This is a genomic window from Priestia megaterium (assembly GCF_046599315.1).
Taxonomy (GTDB): Bacteria; Bacillota; Bacilli; order Bacillales; family Bacillaceae_H; genus Priestia; species Priestia megaterium_F.
On record NZ_JBKIKC010000028.1, the window covers coordinates 15,109 to 36,145 of the forward strand.

18 protein-coding genes are annotated in these 21,037 nt (G+C 39.7%); 15 read left to right on the top strand and 3 right to left on the bottom strand.

From position 1 onward, the window contains the following. Window positions 1–3: 3 nt before the first annotated feature. The 8 genes from purS to purD all read left to right on the top strand — a co-directional run bounded on the left by purS (window position 4) and on the right by purD (window position 9,113). Window positions 4–255 (top strand): phosphoribosylformylglycinamidine synthase subunit PurS, encoded by a 252-nt coding sequence (gene purS, locus ACLHDF_RS31940; protein WP_014461938.1) that lies wholly within the window; start codon window positions 4–6, stop codon window positions 253–255. Further along, entirely contained in the window at window positions 252–938 is a 687-nt protein-coding gene (gene purQ, locus ACLHDF_RS31945; RefSeq protein ID WP_413922335.1) for a phosphoribosylformylglycinamidine synthase subunit PurQ, read from the top strand. Before purS ends, purQ begins: the two co-directional genes overlap by 4 nt. Then, window positions 922–3,153, top strand: a complete 2,232-nt coding sequence (gene purL, locus ACLHDF_RS31950) for a phosphoribosylformylglycinamidine synthase subunit PurL (RefSeq protein ID WP_413922336.1) — start codon at window positions 922–924, stop codon at window positions 3,151–3,153. Before purQ ends, purL begins: the two co-directional genes overlap by 17 nt. Next, complete coding sequence (gene purF / locus ACLHDF_RS31955) at window positions 3,129–4,544, top strand: amidophosphoribosyltransferase (RefSeq protein ID WP_116078220.1); 1,416 nt, start codon at window positions 3,129–3,131, stop codon at window positions 4,542–4,544. The genes purL and purF overlap by 25 nt, the downstream gene beginning before the upstream one ends. 26 nt (window positions 4,545–4,570) lie before the next feature. Further along, on the top strand, window positions 4,571–5,608 hold the full coding sequence (purM, locus tag ACLHDF_RS31960; RefSeq protein ID WP_014461935.1) for a phosphoribosylformylglycinamidine cyclo-ligase: 1,038 nt from the start codon (window positions 4,571–4,573) through the stop codon (window positions 5,606–5,608). Continuing rightward, window positions 5,605–6,183: a phosphoribosylglycinamide formyltransferase gene (gene purN, locus ACLHDF_RS31965; protein ID WP_413922337.1), complete on the top strand. Its 579-nt coding sequence runs from the start codon at window positions 5,605–5,607 to the stop codon at window positions 6,181–6,183. The genes purM and purN overlap by 4 nt, the downstream gene beginning before the upstream one ends. A gap of 103 nt (window positions 6,184–6,286) precedes the next feature. Continuing rightward, window positions 6,287–7,825, top strand: a complete 1,539-nt coding sequence (gene purH, locus ACLHDF_RS31970; protein ID WP_413922338.1) for a bifunctional phosphoribosylaminoimidazolecarboxamide formyltransferase/IMP cyclohydrolase — start codon at window positions 6,287–6,289, stop codon at window positions 7,823–7,825. Between the two features lie 13 nt (window positions 7,826–7,838). Then, the gene (purD, locus tag ACLHDF_RS31975; protein ID WP_413922339.1) at window positions 7,839–9,113 is read left to right on the top strand and encodes a phosphoribosylamine--glycine ligase; all 1,275 of its coding nucleotides are present in this window, start codon (window positions 7,839–7,841) and stop codon (window positions 9,111–9,113) included. 30 nt (window positions 9,114–9,143) lie between these two features. Here purD and ACLHDF_RS31980 read toward each other — a convergent pair whose 3' ends face one another. Next, entirely contained in the window at window positions 9,144–9,401 is a 258-nt protein-coding gene (locus ACLHDF_RS31980) for a DUF2892 domain-containing protein (RefSeq protein WP_413922340.1), read from the bottom strand. Window positions 9,402–9,502: 101 nt separating this feature from the next. Between ACLHDF_RS31980 and ACLHDF_RS31985 the strand changes: the two genes are divergently transcribed. Both ACLHDF_RS31985 and ACLHDF_RS31990 read left to right on the top strand, forming a co-directional pair. Beyond that, complete coding sequence (locus ACLHDF_RS31985; protein WP_413922341.1) at window positions 9,503–11,251, top strand: adenine deaminase C-terminal domain-containing protein; 1,749 nt, start codon at window positions 9,503–9,505, stop codon at window positions 11,249–11,251. A 147-nt stretch (window positions 11,252–11,398) separates the two neighbouring features. Then, window positions 11,399–11,704, top strand: coding sequence for a YerC/YecD family TrpR-related protein (locus ACLHDF_RS31990; RefSeq protein WP_013055048.1), 306 nt, complete (start codon window positions 11,399–11,401; stop codon window positions 11,702–11,704). A gap of 38 nt (window positions 11,705–11,742) precedes the next feature. Here ACLHDF_RS31990 and ACLHDF_RS31995 read toward each other — a convergent pair whose 3' ends face one another. Further along, window positions 11,743–13,125, bottom strand: coding sequence for a glycine--tRNA ligase (locus tag ACLHDF_RS31995; protein WP_413922342.1), 1,383 nt, complete (start codon window positions 13,123–13,125; stop codon window positions 11,743–11,745). 509 nt (window positions 13,126–13,634) lie between these two features. Between ACLHDF_RS31995 and ACLHDF_RS32000 the strand changes: the two genes are divergently transcribed. The 4 genes from ACLHDF_RS32000 to ACLHDF_RS32015 are packed head-to-tail and all read left to right on the top strand — an operon-like array spanning window position 13,635 to window position 19,845. Then, window positions 13,635–14,333 (top strand): heptaprenylglyceryl phosphate synthase, encoded by a 699-nt coding sequence (locus ACLHDF_RS32000; protein ID WP_413922343.1) that lies wholly within the window; start codon window positions 13,635–13,637, stop codon window positions 14,331–14,333. Between the two features lie 52 nt (window positions 14,334–14,385). Next, window positions 14,386–16,611: a DNA helicase PcrA gene (gene pcrA, locus ACLHDF_RS32005; RefSeq protein WP_413922344.1), complete on the top strand. Its 2,226-nt coding sequence runs from the start codon at window positions 14,386–14,388 to the stop codon at window positions 16,609–16,611. Between the two features lie 20 nt (window positions 16,612–16,631). Then, window positions 16,632–18,638, top strand: coding sequence for an NAD-dependent DNA ligase LigA (gene ligA / locus ACLHDF_RS32010; RefSeq protein WP_413922345.1), 2,007 nt, complete (start codon window positions 16,632–16,634; stop codon window positions 18,636–18,638). A gap of 13 nt (window positions 18,639–18,651) precedes the next feature. Then, a complete protein-coding gene (locus tag ACLHDF_RS32015) occupies window positions 18,652–19,845 on the top strand; it encodes a CamS family sex pheromone protein (protein ID WP_413922346.1) in 1,194 nt (397 codons plus the stop codon). Window positions 19,846–19,899: 54 nt separating this feature from the next. Here ACLHDF_RS32015 and ACLHDF_RS32020 read toward each other — a convergent pair whose 3' ends face one another. Then, window positions 19,900–20,385 (bottom strand): DUF3920 family protein, encoded by a 486-nt coding sequence (locus ACLHDF_RS32020; RefSeq protein ID WP_413922347.1) that lies wholly within the window; start codon window positions 20,383–20,385, stop codon window positions 19,900–19,902. A 360-nt stretch (window positions 20,386–20,745) separates the two neighbouring features. Between ACLHDF_RS32020 and gatC the strand changes: the two genes are divergently transcribed. Then, window positions 20,746–21,036 (top strand): Asp-tRNA(Asn)/Glu-tRNA(Gln) amidotransferase subunit GatC, encoded by a 291-nt coding sequence (gene gatC, locus ACLHDF_RS32025; RefSeq protein ID WP_013055055.1) that lies wholly within the window; start codon window positions 20,746–20,748, stop codon window positions 21,034–21,036. The last annotated feature ends 1 nt before the right edge of the window (window position 21,037 follow it).

Consider the following 21,037-nt stretch of genomic DNA (forward strand, 5'->3'; position numbering starts at 1 on the left):
ACCATGTATAAAGTAAAAGTATTTGTCACATTAAGAGAAAGTGTATTAGACCCTCAAGGAGTAGCCGTTAAAAATTCATTGCACCGTATGTCTTATGAAGAAGTACAAGAAGTACGTATCGGTAAATTTTTAGAGCTAACAATCGACAGCACAGATTCATTAGATGAGCGCGTAAAAGAAATGTGTGAAAAGCTTTTAGTTAATACAGTAATTGAAGATTACCGTTACGAGGTTGAGGAGGTTGTCGTACAGTGAAATTTGCTGTAATTGTTTTTCCAGGATCAAACTGTGACGTAGATATGTATCATGCTATCAAAGATGAGCTTGGTGAAGAAGTAGAGTACGTTTGGCACGATACAGAATCATTAGATCAATATGATGGTATCTTACTGCCAGGTGGCTTCTCATATGGAGATTACCTTCGTTCAGGCGCTATTGCTCGCTTTTCAAATGTAATGGACGCTGTAAAAAAAGCAGCGAGCCAAGGGAAACCAGTACTAGGTGTATGTAATGGATTCCAAATTTTATTAGAAGCAGGATTACTGCCAGGTGCTATGCGCCGTAATGAAAACTTAAAATTCATCTGTAAAACAGTGAATTTGAAAGTAGCTAATAACGAAACAATGTTTACAAATGCTTATGGCAAAGATGAAGTAATTGCTATTCCAGTGGCACACGGTGAAGGCAACTACTATTGTGATGAACACACGTTACAAAAATTGATTGAAAACAACCAGATTCTTTTCCAATACGCAGGTGATAATCCAAACGGAAGTCTTCAAGATATTGCAGGGATTACGAACGAAACAGGTAACGTATTAGGAATGATGCCTCACCCAGAAAGAGCGGTAAGCGATCTTTTAGGAAGCGCGGACGGACTTAAATTATTTCAATCAATCGTAAAGCAGTGGAGGGAACAAAATGTCGTTACTTCTTGAACCAAATGTAGAGCAAATTAAAGAACAAAAGTTATATCGAGACATGGGATTAACAGACGAAGAGTTTGCGAATGTAGAGCAATTGCTTGGTCGTACTCCTAACTATACAGAAACGGGCTTATTCTCTGTTATGTGGTCAGAGCACTGCAGTTATAAAAACTCTAAGCCTGTACTGAAAAAATTCCCTATCACGGGTGAAAAAGTATTACAAGGTCCTGGTGAAGGAGCGGGTATCGTTGATATCGGTGACAACCAAGCCGTTGTATTTAAAATCGAAAGTCATAACCATCCATCAGCTATTGAACCTTATCAAGGAGCAGCAACTGGTGTAGGTGGTATCATTCGTGACGTCTTTTCAATGGGAGCAAGACCGATTGCACTTTTAAACTCTTTGCGTTTTGGTGAATTAACATCTCCAAAGGTTCGTCATTTGTTTGAGGAAGTAGTAGCAGGAATCGCAGGTTATGGTAACTGTGTAGGAATCCCAACAGTAGGCGGAGAAATTCAGTTTGAAGCTTCATATGAAGGAAATCCACTTGTTAACGCTATGTGTGTTGGTTTGATTAATCACGAAGACATTCAAAAAGGGCAAGCTAAAGGCGTTGGCAACACAGTTATGTACGTAGGAGCAAAAACGGGACGCGACGGTATCCACGGCGCAACATTTGCTTCTGAAGAACTGTCTGATCAATCAGATGAAAAACGTCCTGCTGTACAAGTAGGAGATCCATTTATGGAGAAACTTCTTCTTGAAGCTTGCTTAGAGCTTATTAAGTGTGACGCTTTAGTTGGTATTCAAGATATGGGTGCTGCAGGCTTAACAAGTTCTTCAGCAGAGATGGCGAGTAAAGCAGGTTCTGGTATTGAAATGAACCTTGATCTTGTACCTCAGCGTGAAACAGGCATGACACCATATGAAATGATGCTTTCAGAATCTCAAGAGCGCATGCTCATCGTTGTTGAAAAAGGCCGTGAAAATGAAATCGTAGAAATCGTTGAAAAATACGGATTAGAAGCTGTTTCAGTCGGTCACGTAACGGATGATAAGCGCCTTCGTTTAACTCATAACGGAGAAGTAGTAGCAGATGTTCCTGTAGATGCATTAGCAGAAGATGCACCGGTATACCACAAGCCATCTCAAGAACCAGCATACTATCGTGAGTTCCAAGAGCAGGCAGCATATGCTCCTACTGTTGAAAATCACAGTGATATGTTAGTAACACTTTTAAAACAGCCTACTATTGCAAACAAAGAGTGGGTTTACAATCAATATGACTATCAAGTGCGTACAAACACAGTTGTATCTCCTGGATCTGACGCTGCCGTTGTTCGTGTACGTGATACAAATAAAGCATTAGCGATGACAACAGACTGTAACTCTCGCTATTTATACCTAGACCCGGAAGTAGGCGGTCGTATTGCAGTGGCAGAAGCTGCTCGTAACCTTGTATGTTCAGGTGCACAGCCTCTTGCGATTACAGACTGCTTAAACTTCGGTAACCCTGAAAAACCAGAAATCTTCTGGCAAATTGAAAAAGCAACAGACGGTATGAGCGACGCTTGCCGTGAGCTATCAACTCCGGTTATCGGCGGTAACGTATCTCTTTACAATGAAACAAAAGGTGAAGCAATTTACCCAACTCCTGTTATTGGAATGGTTGGTTTGATTGACGATATCAACCATATTACAACTCAATATGCGAAGCAAAAAGATGACTTAATCTATGTTATTGGTGAAGCTGAAGCAGAATTCGCAGGTACTGAGCTTCAAAAAGTACTAGAAAACGGCACGGTATTTGGTCATTCACCTAAATTAGATTTAGCAGTTGAAAAAACACGTCAAGATCAGCTTCTTCAAGCAATTCGTCAAGGCGCAGTTCAATCTGCTCATGACATTGCAGAAGGAGGGTTCGCGGTAGCCCTAGCTGAAAAAGTGATGAACGGCAGCGGATTAGGTGTGGACGTAACGGTAAACGGCGAAGCAACAGCAGAACTATTTAGTGAGACACAATCACGCTTTATCGTAACGGTTTCACCAGAGAATAAAGAAAAATTCGAAATGCTTGTACAAGATGCAACATTAGTAGGACGCGTAACAGAAGACGCAACATTAACTGTTAAAAATCAAGAAAATGTTCTTGTTCAATTATCAGTTGAGGAATTAACTACTGCTTGGAAAGGAGCACTTCCATGCTTGCTGAAATCAAAGGCTTAAACGAAGAATGTGGCGTATTCGGTGTATGGGGACATGAAAATGCAAGTCAGATTGCTTATTACGGTTTGCATAGCTTGCAACACCGCGGACAAGAAGGGGCTGGTATTGCTGTAACAGACGGTGAAAAAGTGACAGTAATGAAAGGCGTCGGTCTTGTTAACGAAGTATTTGGCCACGGAGAGTTAGAGCAATTAAACGGTAAAGCAGCAATTGGACACGTTCGTTATGCAACAGCTGGAGGCGGAGGGTTTGAAAATGTTCAACCCCTTCACTTCCGCTCTCATAGCGGAAGCATTGCGTTAGCTCATAACGGAAACTTGGTTAATGCAAATGCATTAAAGCATCAGCTGGAAAACCAGGGGAGTATTTTTCAATCAACATCTGATACAGAAGTACTTGCTCATTTAATTAAACGAAGCGGCTATGAAGATATGAAAGATAAAGTGAAAAATGCTTTATCAATGGTCAAAGGTGCATATGCGTTCGTTATTTTAACAGAAGAGGCTATGATGGTTGCACTTGACCCTCACGGATTGCGTCCGTTATCAATTGGACGATTAGGCGATGCTTATGTAGTAGCTTCTGAAACATGTGCGTTTGATATTGTTGGAGCAGTTCATGAGCGTGATGTAGAGCCTGGTGAATTACTCATTATTAATGATGAAGGTATTCAATCAGAGCGCTTCACATTAAACGTAAACCGCGCAATTTGCAGTATGGAATATATTTATTTCTCAAGACCAGATAGTAATATTGATGGCATTAATGTTCACTCTGCTCGTAAGAATTTAGGGAAACAACTTGCAGTTGAGTCACCAATTGAAGCAGACGTTGTGACAGGAGTTCCAGATTCAAGTATTTCAGCAGCGATCGGTTTTGCAGAACAGTCAGGTATCCCATACGAATTAGGTTTAATTAAGAATCGATACGTAGGCCGTACATTCATTCAGCCTTCACAAGAATTGCGTGAACAAGGTGTAAAAATGAAGCTGTCTCCAGTACGTAAAATTGTAGAGGGTAAACGTGTTGTCATGGTAGATGATTCTATCGTTCGCGGCACAACAAGCCGTCGCATTGTTCGTATGCTTCGGGAAGCAGGAGCAACTGAAGTACACGTACGCATCAGTTCACCACCTATTAAAAATCCATGTTTTTATGGAATTGACACGTCGTCATCCTCTGAGCTAATTGCTGCTACACGCTCTGTTGAAGAAATTCGTGAATTGATTGAAGCTGATTCACTTGTTTTCTTAAGCAACGAAGGATTAGTAGATGCAATCGGCAGACAGTATGAAGGCAACGGCGGACAGTGTATGGCATGTTTCACTGGAAAGTATCCGACTGAAATTTATCCAGATACTGTACACCCCCATGAAAAGGTAACTTGTTAGTTTTAACGTAAAAAAGGAGTGACAACATGTCATATTCATATAAACAAGCTGGAGTTGACTTAGAAGCAGGATATGAAGCTGTTTCACGTATTAAAAAGCACGTAGAACGCACTGCTCGTGCAGGTATTATGGGAACAGTCGGCGGCTTTGGCGGAATGTTCGATTTATCTACATTAAATTTAAAAGAACCTGTTCTTGTTTCTGGTACAGATGGAGTAGGAACAAAATTGAAGCTTGCTTTTCAAATGGATAAGCATGACACAATTGGTGTGGATGCAGTTGCCATGTGTGTAAACGACGTGTTAGCACAAGGAGCAGAGCCTCTTTATTTCTTAGATTATATTGCTTGTGGGAAAGCAGTTCCTGAAAAAATTGAATCGATTGTAAAAGGGATTGCAGACGGCTGTGAACAGTCCAACTGTGCGTTAATTGGCGGAGAAACAGCTGAAATGCCAGGTTTATACGAAGAAGATGAATATGATCTTGCTGGGTTTACAGTAGGAGCAGTAGAAAAGTCAGAAATTATTACTGGAGATGAGATTAAAGCTGGTCAGCTGTTGATTGGTATCTCCTCTAGCGGTATTCACAGCAACGGCTACTCTCTTGTACGTAAAATTGTTGATGATCAAGGGTTAAATCTCCACGAAACTTATGCTGGTTTTAATGAAAAGCTTGGAGTTGAGTTATTAACGCCAACAAAAATATACGTGAAGCCGGTTCTAAAAGCATTACATGCAGCTAAGGTTGCAGGTATGGCTCATATTACTGGCGGCGGATTTGTTGAAAATATCCCTCGTATGCTTCCTGAAGGTTTAGGTGTAGAAATTGATTACGGTTCATGGCCAATTCCATACGTGTTTGATTTCCTTGAAGAGCAAGGCAAGCTAGACCGTAAAGAAATGTTTGAAGTATTCAACATGGGAATCGGATTTGTTTTAGCTGTTGAACCTGAAGATATGAATAAAGTCATTGAAGCAATTGAAAACGAAGGCGAAAAAGCATTTGTTATTGGACGTGTAAAAGAAGGAACAGGTGTTGAATTTGCTGGAGGGACGTTTGCATGATAAACATTGCAGTGTTTGCTTCTGGAAACGGCAGTAATTTTCAATCCATCTATGAAGCAACTCAGTCAGGTCGATTAAAAGCAAATATCGCGCTTGTTGTTTGCAATAAACCGGATGCATACGTAATTGAACGAGCAAAAGCATGTGGAATACCATGCTTTGTTTGTTCGCCTAAAAACTATGAAAATAAAGAAGCTTACGAAGAAGCAATTCTTGCAGAGCTTACATCAGCTAAAGTAGAATTTCTTGTTTTAGCAGGATATATGCGCTTAGTTGGTTCGACGTTGCTTCAGCCATATAAAAATCGTATTGTGAATATTCATCCGTCGCTTTTACCTGCATTTCCTGGGATTGATGCTATTGGTCAAGCTTTTGATGCAGGAGTAAAAGTGATTGGAATTACCGTGCATTTTGTAGATGAAGGAATGGATACAGGACCAATTATTGATCAGCAGGCTATTCGCATTGAAAACGGCGATACACGAGAAACAGTTGAGACCCGTATTCATGAAATTGAACATCAATTTTATCCCGCGGTACTGAATGAATTATTTGAACAAGCGGCAGTTAAATAAATAGGATGTAACCTTGTCAAAAAAGTTTTAATCCTTTACTATGGTAGAGTAGTAGTGAAAGAAAGATTTTAAACGAGAGATCGGATCAGGAGGAGTTTACAAAATGACAGCAAAACGCGCGCTTATTAGCGTATCTGATAAAGAAGGTATTGTTTCATTTGCACAAGAACTAAAGGACTTAGGAGTAGAAATTATTTCGACTGGCGGTACAAAGCGTACCCTAGAAGAAAACGGCATTGACGTTATCGGAATTTCTGAAGTAACTGGTTTCCCAGAAATTTTAGACGGTCGTTTAAAAACATTGCATCCTAATGTTCACGGTGCTTTATTAGCGTTACGCGATAATAAAGAGCATCAAGCTCAAATGAAAGAGCATAATATCTCGCCAATCGACTTTGTAGTTGTAAACTTATACCCATTTAAAAAGACAATTGAAAAAGAGGATGTAACGCTTGCTGAAGCGATTGAGAATATTGACATCGGTGGACCTACAATGCTTCGTTCAGCTGCGAAAAACTATCGTTCTGTCTCAGTTGTAGTAGATCCAAGCGATTACGCAACCGTAGTAAAAGAGTTAAGAGCGGATGGCAATGTTTCATTTGAAACCAATCAACGATTAGCAGCAAAAGTATTCCGCCATACGGCAGCTTATGATGCATTAATCGCTGAATACTTAACAAACATTACAGGTGAAACAACTCCCGAGAAATTAACAGTAACGTATGAGCGTGTTCAAGGCTTACGATACGGAGAAAACCCTCACCAACAAGCTTCTTTCTATAAAAAGCCGTTAACACAAAAAGGTTCTATTGCAACGGCTACGCAGCTGCATGGAAAAGAGTTATCATACAATAATATCAACGATGCAAATGCAGCTCTTCAAATCGTAAAAGAATTCAAAGAGCCGGCTATCGTAGCGATTAAACATATGAATCCTTGCGGTGTAGGTGTAGGTGAGACAATTGCTCAAGCTTATCAAAAAGCATATGAAGCGGATCCTACATCTATCTTTGGCGGCATCGTAGCAGCTAACCGTCCTATTGATCGTGAAACGGCTATTCAATTAAAAGAAATTTTCTTAGAAATCATTATTGCTCCTGCGTTTGATCAAGAAGCATTAGATGTATTAACAGCTAAGAAAAACCTTCGTTTACTAACGATAGAGCTTGATGAAAAAGCAGAAAAAGAAGCTTTCTTAACATCTGTAAAAGGCGGCGTTCTTGTTCAGGATGAAGATGTATTCGGATTTGACGATGCAACGATTACGGTTCCAACGAAACGCGAGCCAACAGAAAAAGAGTGGGCAGATTTAAAATTAGCATGGAAAGTTGTTAAAAATGTTAAGTCTAATGCTATTGTACTTGCAAAAGATGACATGACAATTGGCGTAGGTGCTGGTCAAATGAATCGCGTGGGCGCTGCAAAAATCGCAATTGAACAAGCGGGTGAAAAAGCAAAAGGATCAGCTCTAGGTTCAGATGCGTTCTTCCCAATGGGCGATACAGTAGAAGCAGCAGCTAAAGCAGGAATTACAGCTATTATTCAGCCGGGCGGATCAATTCGTGATGAAGAGTCAATTGCAAAAGCAGATGAATACGGCATTGCAATGGTATTTACAGGCGTAAGACATTTTAAACATTAATGAGGTGAAGAACGTGAATGTTTTAGTTATTGGAAAAGGCGGAAGAGAGCATACAATTGCATGGAAAGCTTCAAAAAGTCCACTTGTTAACGAAGTGTTTGTAGCACCAGGAAATCCAGGCATGAGAGACGTTGCAACGATTGTACCAATCGATGAGAGCAGCCAAGAAGAGCTAGTGCTATTTGCAAAAGAAAATAAGGTTGGATTAACAATTGTTGGACCAGAAAATCCGCTAATTGAAGGCATTGTTGATCGATTTGAACAAGAAGGTCTTCCGGTCTTTGGACCGCGCAAACAAGCAGCGATGATTGAAGGAAGCAAAAGCTTTGCAAAAGAGCTCATGAAAAAGTATGACATTCCAACCGCAGCGTATGAAACATTTACGTCTTACGAGGAAGCAAAAGCGTATGTGGAAAAGCAAGGCGCTCCAATTGTTATTAAAGCTGATGGCTTAGCGGCTGGAAAAGGTGTAACTGTTGCTTTAACAGTGGAAGAAGCTGTAGATACATTACGTGATTTTCTAGTTGACCAAAAATTTAAAGAAGCAAGTGCAAAAGTAGTTGTAGAAGAATTTTTGGATGGTGAAGAATTTTCATTGATGGCATTTGTACGCGGTACGAATGTGTATCCAATGGTAATTGCACAAGATCATAAGCGTGCTTTTGATGGCGATCAAGGTCCGAATACAGGAGGCATGGGAGCTTACTCTCCTGTTCCGCAAATCAGCGATTCAGAAGTACAAGAGGCTGTAGACAACATCTTACTTCCAATGGCTAAAGGATTAGCTGAAGAAGGCTGTGAGTATACAGGAATTCTATATGCTGGGCTGATTCAAACACAAAAAGGACCAAAAGTTATTGAGTTTAATGCGCGTTTTGGAGATCCTGAAACACAGGTTGTACTGCCGCGTATGAAAAGCGATTTAGTAGATGTGCTTCTTCGCATTTTGAAGGAAGAAAAAGTAGAAATTGAATGGGATGACGAAGCGGCTATTGGAATCGTATTAGCAGCAGCAGGTTACCCAGAAGATTATGAAAAAGGCGCGCCAATCAATGGGTTAGATGCGATTAGTGAAGATGCGCTTGTCTTCCACGCTGGTACAGCTTTAGAAAACGAAACATACGTCTCAAACGGCGGCCGTGTTCTATTAGTAGGTGCTAAAGGAGCAACACTTCAAGAAGCTCAGCAAGAAGTATACAAACAAATGGCTCATATCGATGTAGAAAAAGGCTTTTTCTACCGCAAGGATATCGGTCATCGTGCATTAACAAAAACAGCTTTAAAATAAAAAAGGAGAGCTCCGGCTCTCCTTTTTATCTTATGAAGGGTTATATGTTTCTTCATTTCCATTTGGATGGTGTTCATAGTCATCGTGTTTTTGACATGAATCATACGCGTACGTAAGGGGGCAAAAACGTGTGATGCCTTCTGCAACTTTTAAAGCTCCCATTAGCCCTAAGAAGATGTATGAATCTTTGTACGGTCTACGAGATAAACGAGATGTTGTCCAAGAAAGAAGGGTAAAACCTAGTGTGAGTCGAATTAATGCGTTAACAATACCGATATTTGGTTTCATTTTCTCTCACCTTTATTCATAAATTAATAACAGTTTCTGAATGCGTTTACATCGTGGATATGTTACGATAAAAATACATAGTAAATTAGGGGGAATTTAGCATGCCGGAACAAAGATACCGCTGGAAAAGCAAACATATTAGACAGCAGCTGTTAGTGTTAAACGGTCAAAAAGCACCAACTATTGTCTTAAAAGACGCAACATATTTGAACGCTCGAATGAAGCAGTGGAAAAAAGCACATATTTGGGTTTACCAAGATCGTATTGTATACGTTGGCGCAGAGATGCCTAAGTATACAGATGCTTCTACAGAGATTATAGACTGCAGTAAGAAATATGTGGTTCCTGGGTATATTGAGCCGCATGTTCACCCGTTTCAGTTATATAATCCCCAGACTTTTTCCCAATATGCAGCCAAGCATGGAACAACAACTTTATTCAATGATAATTTAATTCTGGCTTTACAGCTTGAACAAAAAACGGCATTTTCTTTGATCGAAGAAATGAAAACGTTACCACAATCACTTTATTGGTGGTGCAGATTTGATTCACAGACGGAAATTGATGAAGAGGCCGATATCTTTTCACATACAAATATTACTTCTTGGCTACAAAATGAAGCTGTCTTACAAGGAGGCGAACTGACAAGTTGGCCGAAACTGTTAGATGGAGATGATTTAATGCTTCACTGGGTTCAGGAGACAAAGCGGATGAGAAAGCATATTGAAGGACACTTTCCAGGGGCATCAGCCTTTACGCTGGCAAAAATGAAATTACTCGGAGCAGACAGCGATCATGAGTCCATGACAGGGAAAGATGTTGTGGCTCGGTTAACACAAGGTTATGACGTCGCTTTGCGCCACTCTTCGATTCGGCCGGATTTGCCAAAATTGCTGCAGGAGTTAAAAGAGCTGCAGGTAGATTATTTTGACCATATTACGATGAATACAGACGGCTCTCCGCCTTCGTTTTATCAAAATGGTGTTTCAGATATGTTAATTACATTAGCGATTGCAGAAGGGGTTCCCGTATTAGATGCTTACAATATGGTGTCTGTAAATATTGCTCGCTATTACAACATGGAACATTTGCACGGGCATGTAGCAACAGGCTGTGTAGCCAATATTAATATTTTAGAAGATCCTATGCAGCCTACTCCGGTAGCTGTGCTAGCAAAAGGAAAGTGGATGAAAAAAGAAGGCAAAGAACAAGCGTTAGCCTCAGTAGAATTTCCTTGGAAAAAGTTTGGTTTTTCACCGTTACAGTTAGACTTTGATTTAACGATGGACGATTTTCAATTCTCAATGCCAGTAGGCGTAAAGATGAAAAACGCCGTTATTATGGAGCCGTATTCGATTCACTTGAATGTGAGCGGAGATGTATTAGCGTCTGATCACGATGAAAGTTTTTTAGTGCTGGTGGACCGAGAAGGCAAGTGGAGGATTAATACGCTTTTAAAAGGATTTGCGACAAATGTATCGGGACTGGCAAGTTCATTTTCAAATACGGGTGATTTTATTTTAATTGGAAAATCGAAAAAAGATATGATGTTTGCATTTAAACGTATGAAAGAAATTGGAGGCGGTATTGTCATTACAGAAGATGAGAAGGTAGTATATGAACTGGACCTTCCGTTAAAAGGAGTCATGTCGAATCTGCCGATGGAGGAGTTAAGTAAACGAGAGATGGAACTAAAGAAAGTGTTAGGTGAACGAGGATACAAACACGATGATCCTGTCTATTCACTGCTGTTCTTTTCGTCTACACATTTACCTTACATTCGCATTACGCCAGTAGGAATTTATGATGTTATGAATAAAAAAGTACTTTTTCCGTCTATAATGCGTTAAAATATAAAAGTATCAAAGGAATTTGAAATTTGTATGAAATTGGCTGTCTTCATACAGAATGAATGTATGTGCAAATAAATATAGAAACTGTATTTTATAGATAAAAACAACCAGTAAAGAAAGCCAATGATAAAGGAGTTCGATACGATGCAAATCAACAAACTACGAGGAAAAGAATTAGATCAGCTATTTCAAGCGATTTTATCATTAGAAAACATTGAAGAATGCTATCAATTTTTTGATGACCTATGTACAGTTAATGAAATTCAATCATTAGCACAGCGCTTAGAAGTAGCAAGAATGCTAAGAGAAGGCAACACGTATCATAAAATCGAGACGGAAACTGGAGCAAGCACAGCGACTATTTCCCGTGTTAAACGCTGCTTGAATTATGGAAGCGATGCGTATCAAATGGTATTAGAACGCCTTCAAGAAGATTCAAATCAAAAATAAAGCGTATGGCTGAAGCAGCCATACGCTTATTTTTTTAATTAAAATTGAGTTGCTTCTTCAATGATATTTTTAAGGTCGCTAATCGCTACACGTTTTTGTTCCATTGTATCGCGGTTACGGATTGTTACTTGATTGTCTTCTAGTGAATCGAAATCGAATGTAATACAGAACGGCGTACCGATTTCATCATGGCGGCGATAACGTTTACCGATTGAACCAGCATCATCATAGTCAATCATAAAGTGTTTTGCTAAATCTTCAAAAACAGCGCGAGCTTCGTTAGAAAGCTTTTTAGAAAGTGGTAACACAGCAGCTTTAAATGGTGCTAAAGCAGGGTGAAGCTGCATCACTGTACGAGAAGAGCCGTCTTCTAACGTTTCTTCTTCATACGCATCAATCATGTAAGCTAATGTTACACGGTCAGCGCCTAAAGAAGGTTCGATGCAGTAAGGTACATAGCGCTCGTTTGTTTCTTGATCAACATATTGGAAGTCTTCTCCAGAGTGTTCCATATGCTGCTTTAAGTCGTAGTCTGTACGAGAAGCTACGCCCCATAATTCGCCCCAGCCGAATGGGAACTTGTATTCAAAGTCTGTTGTTGCATTACTGTAGTGAGAAAGTTCATCTTCATCATGGTCGCGAAGGCGAACGTTTTCTTCTTTCATACCAAGAGAAAGAAGCCATTTGTTACATGTTTCTTTCCAGTAGTTAAACCACTCTAATTCAGTGCCTGGTTTGCAGAAGAATTCCAGTTCCATTTGTTCAAATTCACGCGTACGGAATGTGAAGTTACCAGGTGTAATTTCGTTACGGAAGCTTTTACCCACTTGGCCGATACCGAATGGCAGCTTTTTACGCATTGAGCGCTGAACGTTTTTGAAGTTTACGAAAATTCCTTGAGCTGTTTCAGGACGAAGGTAAATTTCATTTGTTGATGTTTCTGTAACACCCTGGTGCGTTTTGAACATTAAGTTGAATTGACGAATTTCAGTGAAGTTAGCTGAACCACACTCAGGACATGTAATTTCGTGCTCTTTAATTAAGTCAGCCATCGCATCAAATGAAAGACCGTCTACGATCATTTCAATGCCTTTTTCTTGAAGCTTTTCTTCAATTAACTTATCGGCGCGGTGACGAGCTTTACAATCCTTACAGTCGATCATTGGGTCATTAAAGTTGCCTAAGTGACCAGAAGCTTCCCATGTTTTTGGATTCATTAAAATCGCAGCGTCTAATCCAACATTGTATGGAGATTCTTGAATGAATTTTTTCCACCATGCTTTTTTAATATTGTTTTTTAATTCTACGCCAAGCGGGCCGTAATCCCATGTATTTGCAAGGCCGCCGTAAATTTCAGAACCTTGAAATACAAAGCCGCGATGTTTAGCGTGAGATACGATTTGATCCATTGTTTTTGACATTCTAATTCCTCCTGTAAATGGTAGATTCAAGCGAAACAAAAAGAGCGGGTACAAAAAAACTCTCGTCCCTGGGCATATCAGCAATATGCCCAGGGACGAGAGTTTTTCCCGCGGTTCCACCCTGGTTGATACAAAATGTATCCACCTTCGTCTGTATATACTCCAGATTGCCTTTTCCTTAAACCATTCTCTAGGCTCCCACCGTCCCTAGTTCGCTTTGTGAAGAGGATTTAAGTACTATTGATCCTTCAGCGTATATCATATGAATTTTAGTAGCTATATATTAGCATATCCTATGCAGAGAAACAATAACCTTGTGCAAAATGGGCTTTTTTTGTGATGGTTTTTTCGGGGATTTGAGAATAAAACCGTATCTTTCATACATATTTTTTGAAAACAAAAAACGTGATGAAAACTTCAGTTTTCCTTTCATTTCACCCTCTTAGTTTTGTTATAATGAACAAATGGACGAGCGCGACTTTTAAGTGTAAAGAAATGGAGGAACCTATATGTACGATATTAAAGAGTGGAGACATGTCTTTAAATTAGATCCCAATAAAGAGATTTCAGATGCAGATTTAGAAAAAATTTGCGAGTCGGGCACGGATGCGGTTCTTGTCGGAGGGTCTGATGGAGTGACTTTAGATAATGTACTGCAGCTGTTAATGCGCATTCGACGCTACACGGTACCATGTGCCCTAGAAGTATCAACTATTGACTCTGTGACACCTGGTTTTGATTCTTATTTTATTCCGACCGTTTTAAACAGCCAAGACCCAAAATGGATTGTTGATTTGCATCATGCGGCGATGAAGGAATACGGAGAGATCATGGACTGGGATGAAATTTTTGTAGAAGGATACTGCGTACTTAATCCCGAAGCAAAAGTGGCTGCGCTAACAGAAGCGAAAACCGATTTGGATGCAGAAGACGTTGTAGCGTATGCTTGTATGGCTGAACGCATGTTTCATTTGCCCGTCTTTTATCTAGAATACAGCGGAACGTATGGAGACCCTGAATTAGTAGCAGAAGTGAAAAATTCACTAAATGAGACGAAGTTATTTTATGGTGGAGGTATTGAGACAAAAGAGCAGGCGAGTGAGATGGGAGAGCTAGCGGATACGGTTATTGTAGGAAATGTTATTTATACAGATCTATCCGAAGCGTTGAAAACTGTAAAAGCGGTAAAAAAGAATATTGCACAGTGAAAAATAAATAAAGTAGAATAGAGAATATACGTTCGATATAGGCGGTGAAAACGTGAATTTTTTAAGTGAAAAATTATTAACAGGACTAAACCCTCAGCAGCAAGAGGCAGTTAAAACAACAGACGGGCCATTATTACTTATGGCCGGTGCAGGAAGTGGAAAAACGCGTGTATTAACGCACCGAATTGCGTTTTTAATGGCGGAAAAAGAGGTTGCACCTTGGAATATTTTAGCCATTACCTTTACAAACAAAGCAGCTCGCGAAATGAGAGAGCGTGTGGGAAGTATCGTTGGCGGAGTAGCGGAAGATATTTGGATTTCAACGTTCCACTCAATGTGCGTACGTATTTTACGAAGAGATATTGATCGTATTGGCTTCAATCGTAACTTTACGATTTTAGATTCAACGGATCAGCTTTCTGTTATTAAAAACATTTTAAAAGATCAAAACATCGATCCAAAAAAATTCGATCCGCGCTCGCTATTAGGAAGCATTAGTTCAGCTAAAAATGAACTGAAAGTAGCGGAAGAGTTTGATAAAACAGCAGCGGGACCATATGAAGAAGTTGTAAGTAAAGTCTACAAAGAGTATGAAAAGCGCTTAAAGAAAAACCAAGCGCTCGATTTTGATGATTTAATCATGACAACGATTCAGTTATTTAAACGAGTTCCTGAAGTGTTAACTTACTATCAGCGCAAGTTTCAATATATTCATGTGGACGAGTATCAAGATACCAACCATGCGCAATATATGCTGGTTCGTTTGCTAGCTGCACGATTTGAAAATGTTTGTGTAGTAGGGGATTCAGATCAGTCTATTTACCGCTGGCGCGGGGCTGATATTACGAATATCTTGTCATTTGAAAAAGATTATCCAAAAGCCAAAACCATTTTGCTTGAACAAAATTATCGTTCAACAAAAACCATTTTGGCTGCAGCAAACGGCGTCATTGCAAACAATATGAATCGTAAAGTGAAAAACTTATGGACAGAAAACGATGAAGGTCAGAAGATTTATCATTATCAAGCCATGAGCGAGCATGATGAAGCACAGTTTGTAGCAAGTAAAATTAAAGAAGCAGTAGACAGCGGAAAACGTAAATACAGCGATTTTGCCATTTTGTATCGTACAAATGCACAGTCGCGTGTGATGGAGGAAGTACTGTTAAAATCCAATATTAATTATACAATTGTCGGCGGTATTAAGTTCTACGACCGCAAAGAGATTAAGGATTTGCTTGCATACTTGCGCTTAATTGCCAACCAAGATGATGACATTAGCTTAGCTCGTATTGTGAACGTTCCAAAGCGCGGAGTTGGAGCCACTTCAGTTGATAAAGTGGCTAATTACGGAAACGTTCATAACATTTCTATTTTTAAAGCACTTGATGAAGTAGAGTTGATGGGATTAACAGGCAAAGCAACAAAGGCCCTTCGTGATTTCCAATCGATGATTTCGAACTTAGCTCAAATGCAAGACTATATGTCTGTAACAGAGCTTGTGGAACAAGTATTAGAAAGAACAGGGTACCGTGAAGCGCTTAAAGTTGAAAAAACAATTGAAGCACAAAGCCGCTTAGAGAATATTGATGAGTTTTTATCTGTAACAAAAACGTTTGAAGAAGCAAGCGAAGATAAAAGCCTAGTAGCATTCTTAACCGATTTAGCGCTTGTTGCGGATATTGATAAGCTTGATGACGAGGAAGAAGAAGAGAACGAACAAGTGATTCTGATGACGCTTCACTCAGCAAAAGGTCTAGAGTTCCCAGTTGTTTTTCTAATGGGCATGGAAGAAGGCGTATTCCCTCATAGCCGATCATTATTCGAAGATAATGAAATGGAAGAAGAACGACGCTTAGCCTACGTAGGGATTACACGTGCTGAACAAGAATTGTATTTATTAAATGCTCAAATGCGTACACTATTTGGTAAAACAAACGTCAATCCAAAATCGCGCTTCATTGGAGAAATCCCAAGCGATCTAGTAGAATCTTTAAATGAAACGATGCGCAAACCTGCGGTTGGTCGTTCCGGAGCTTCATCTTCGCCGTTTGCAGCGCGCCGACAAGCGGCCGTGGCAAAAACCAAGCTTGTGTCAACAGGCAGTGAATCAATTGGATGGAGCGTTGGAGATAAGGCCGAGCACAAAAAATGGGGAATTGGTACAGTTGTAAGTGTAAAAGGAGAAGGAGACTCAAAAGAATTAGACATTGCTTTTCCTAGTCCTACAGGTGTAAAAAGACTGCTTGCTAAATTTGCCCCGGTTACGAAAGTGTAATCGTGAAAAGGAGCTAGAATATGGAGTTTGAGACAGCAAAATTACGCGTTCAAGAATTACGTGACTTATTAAATCAATATGGTTATGAATATTATGTGTTAGATCAGCCATCTGTTCCAGATGCAGAATACGATAAATTAATGAATGAGTTAATTGAGATAGAAGAATCCTTTCCAGAATTAAAAACAGCTGACTCACCTACTCAGCGCATCGGCGGCCAAGTGCTCGATGCGTTTGAGAAGGTTCAGCATCAAACGTCTATGCTAAGTTTAGGAAATGCATTTAATGAAGAAGATCTTCGAGATTTTGATCGCCGAGTGCGCCAAGCCGTTGGAGATGAGTTTTCTTATGTATGTGAACTTAAAATTGACGGTCTTGCTGTATCTCTTCGCTATGAAGATGGATACCTAGTGCTGGGTGCTACGCGCGGAGACGGTACGGTCGGTGAAAATATTACTGAAAATCTAAAAACAATTCGATCGATTCCACTGCGAATTAAAGAACCGCTATCAATGGAAGTTCGCGGAGAAGCATTTATGCCTAGAAAATCATTTGAAGCACTTAATGAAGCAAAAATGGAAAGAGATGAAGTTCCGTTTGCTAATCCTCGTAACGCAGCTGCGGGTTCACTGCGTCAGCTAGATCCTAAAGTTGCGGCAAAACGTAATTTAGATATCTTTGTGTATGCCATGACTGATACAGGAGAATTAGAAATTGACGCTCACAGCGAAAGTTTGAATTTACTCGATGAGCTTGGCTTTAAAACAAATAAAGAAAGACAGACGTGTGAAACGATTGATGATGTAATTGCCTATATCGAAAGTTGGCAAACGAAACGTCCAGAACTATCTTATGATATTGACGGCATTGTCGTAAAAGTAGATTCATTTGATCAGCAGGCTGAGCTTGGAACAACAGCTAAGAGTCCACGCTGGGCTATTGCTTATAAATTTCCTGCTGAAGAAGTTGTAACCAAGCTTGTAAATATTGAGCTGACGGTAGGGCGGACAGGTGTCATTACGCCGACGGCTATTTTGGAGCCGGTTCAAGTAGCGGGCACGACGGTACAGCGTGCTTCTCTTCACAATGAAGATTTGATTCGTGAAAAAGACATTCGCATTGGAGATTATGTCGTAGTCAAAAAAGCAGGAGATATCATTCCTGAAGTAATGAATGTGATTGAGGAGAAGCGAACGGGAAAAGAGCAAGAGTTTACGATGCCTACGCACTGTCCGGAATGCGAAAGTGAGCTGGTGCGTTTAGAAGGAGAAGTGGCGCTTCGCTGCATTAATCCAAGCTGTCCTGCTCAAATTCGTGAAGGACTTATTCATTTTGTGTCCCGCAATGCGATGAACATTGATGGACTTGGTGAAAAAGTTATATCACAATTATTTCGCGAACAGTTAATTAAAGATGTAGCGGATATTTATACGCTGACAAAGCAGCAGTTAATCGAGCTTGAGCGCATGGGGGAGAAATCTGCTGATAATTTGATTGCGGCTATCGAAGCATCTAAAGAAAATTCGCTTGAGCGTTTGCTTTTTGGTTTGGGCATTCGCCATGTCGGAGCAAAAGCTGCAAAGACGTTAGCTCAGCACTTTGAAACCATAGACAAGTTAACAAAAGCAACGTATGATGAATTAGTGACAATTAATGAAATTGGTGCCAAAATGGCTGATGCTATTGTCGCTTACTTTACACAAGAAGAGGTTCAAGAACTTATACATGAATTAAAAGAGTATGGAGTAAACCTTACATACAAAGGGCCCAAGCTTGTAAGTGTAGAAAATGTAGATTCTGTTTTTGCTGGTAAAACCGTTGTATTAACAGGTAAGCTTGAACAGCTATCTCGCAATGAGGCAAAAGCACAAATTGAAGCACTTGGCGGTAAAGTCACAGGAAGCGTAAGTAAAAAGACAGACCTTGTTGTGGCAGGAGAAGAGGCTGGTTCCAAACTGACAAAAGCTAACGAGCTTGAAATTGAAGTATGGGATGAGGCAAGGCTACTTACGGAATTAAATAAATAAGAGGTGTGTGTAGTTGAAAAAGATATTGTTACTTTCTCTTGCGGTCATGCTTGTAACTTCAGCGTGTGCACCGAATCTTTCGGACGATAAAGAGACTGTTCAACAAACTAACAACAAGAAAGAAAAAGCAGTTATTCCGAAGTATAGTATTTCAGATGATTATTACCGAACAATTCTTCCATTTAAAGCGGGAGTGGCAAGAGGCTTAGTAGCAGCAAACTTAAATAACCGCTTGGATGCACAAGAATTTGAAACAGGTTTAATGCGCTTATCGACAGATAGCTATTCTCCCAAAAAATATGTGTATCAAGAAGGTCAGTATCTTGATAAAGATACCATTCGCTCATGGTTAAGTCGTAAGCTGAGTGATAAACAGTTTAAAGATCTTCAAAGCAAAGCAAAAGATGATACGGCCAAAAAGAAGCTTAAAAACAATGGGTTAAACCCAATTGATACAGAAAAAGGCGATTTGAAAACTCGTAACGAAACAAGTCCAATGTACTTAGCGAACATTACTGAACAAGACTATCTTATCCAAGACGGAGACGACAAAGTCAAACTTGGAGGCGTCACAATTGGCCTAGCGATGAATTCTGTCCATTATTATACAGAAGAAAATGGTTATGCTCGTGAAGTGAAGCTTACAAATAAAGAGATTGAAGCGCAAGGAAAGCAAATGGCAGATGAGATTGTTAAGCGTATGCGAAACATCAAAGGCTTAGAAAATGTACCAGTTCGAGTAGCGCTGTTCAAACAAAGTGCTAAGTCCTCTTTAACACCAGGTAATTTTATGGCTGTAGGAAATGCAGGTTCAAATGATACGGCCGTTGGCAGCTGGGATAATTTAGACGAGCAATATTATTTATTCCCATCATCAGATGCAACGAAAGATCATCGAGACGACGCGATGAAATTTGATGAGTTTAAAGCTCAAATCGAAGACTACTTCCCTAACTTTACAAGCGTAGTAGGGAAAGGGTATTACAAAGATGGACAGCTTCAAAAAATGACGATTGATATTCCTGTACAATTCTACGGAAAAGGTGAAATTGTAGGGTTTACTCAGTACGTTGCTGGTTTAATGCTTGATCATTTCCCTTCATATATGGAAACAAGTATCTCGATTAACTCAGTAAGCGGGCCGGAAGCTCTCATTGTTAGAAAAGCAGATGAAGACAAGCCGTTCGTTCATATTTACGAAGAGTAAGCAAAAAAGACACTGCGAGAGCAGTGTCTTTTTCTATTTGTATGAATTTATCCCTTATGAAGGAATGGCGTGAGGATTTTGTCTCGTAAACTTAGCAAGATAATAAGTAGCAAACACAAACGCATCTTGTTCGGTTGTCCGCTCTTCATACGGGCGCTTTTTATCGAGCTCAAATTCTTTTTGATAATAAGGAATGTGATCTTGAATATAGTGGCGCAGCTCATGAAAAATGGTTTCAACAAGCGGGAGATATTCATCAAATTTAAAAATAAATATAATACCGACTTCTCGCCAATAAACGCCTGATGCAAACTGCAGGTATTCCGCTTCTTCTTCTCCAAGAGCGGAGACAATTTTATTAGCTTCACATGAATCACAAAAGAGTATAGGGATATGAAGGGTTTTATTTAAACAAGCAAAAACATCTTTTTGCAAGGTGGTCAAATTCCACTTGAATTCTTCATCTAATACAAACCATCTTCCGCTTTGCTGGTACACAGGGCGCTGGTGGATGACTGACTGTATAAGTATTTTATTCAATTTTTATAGCACCTCTTTTACGGTAAAGTAGTTATTCGTTTTCTTTACTTTCCCAAAGACTAGTGAAATTAAAACATGGTGGTGTGTTCAAAGCATGTTTCTCTTTCTATCTATCTTTTCTAAAAAGAAGGTTATTTTATACCTATGCAAGAGAGAAATATTTTATGATGAGGGAAATTATGGAATGTTGTTTGAACGAAATAGATTTGGTATAAAATAGAAGGGATAAATGTAAGCCCTGTCTTGTTTGGCAGGGTTTTTAATATTTTAGGAACTAGTCTCAGAAATGTTGCCTGTTGCTAGTGAAGTTTGGTATTATCAGTATATTGTAGTGGGACGAATATTCGGAGGTGAAGGAACATGTCAAGAATTTCTGTTGATCAAGTAAAACACGTTGCAAACTTAGCGAGACTTGCGGTGACGGATGACGAAGCAGAACTATTTACAAAACAATTAGATGCTATTATTACATATGCAGAACAATTAGATGAGTTAGATACTACAAATGTAAAACCAACTTCTCACGTATTGGATATGAAAAACGTAATGCGTGAAGATAAGCCAGCTAAAGGTTTACCAATTGAAGATGTAGTAAAAAATGCGCCAGACCACAAGGATGGCTACATTCGAGTACCAACTATTTTAGAATAAG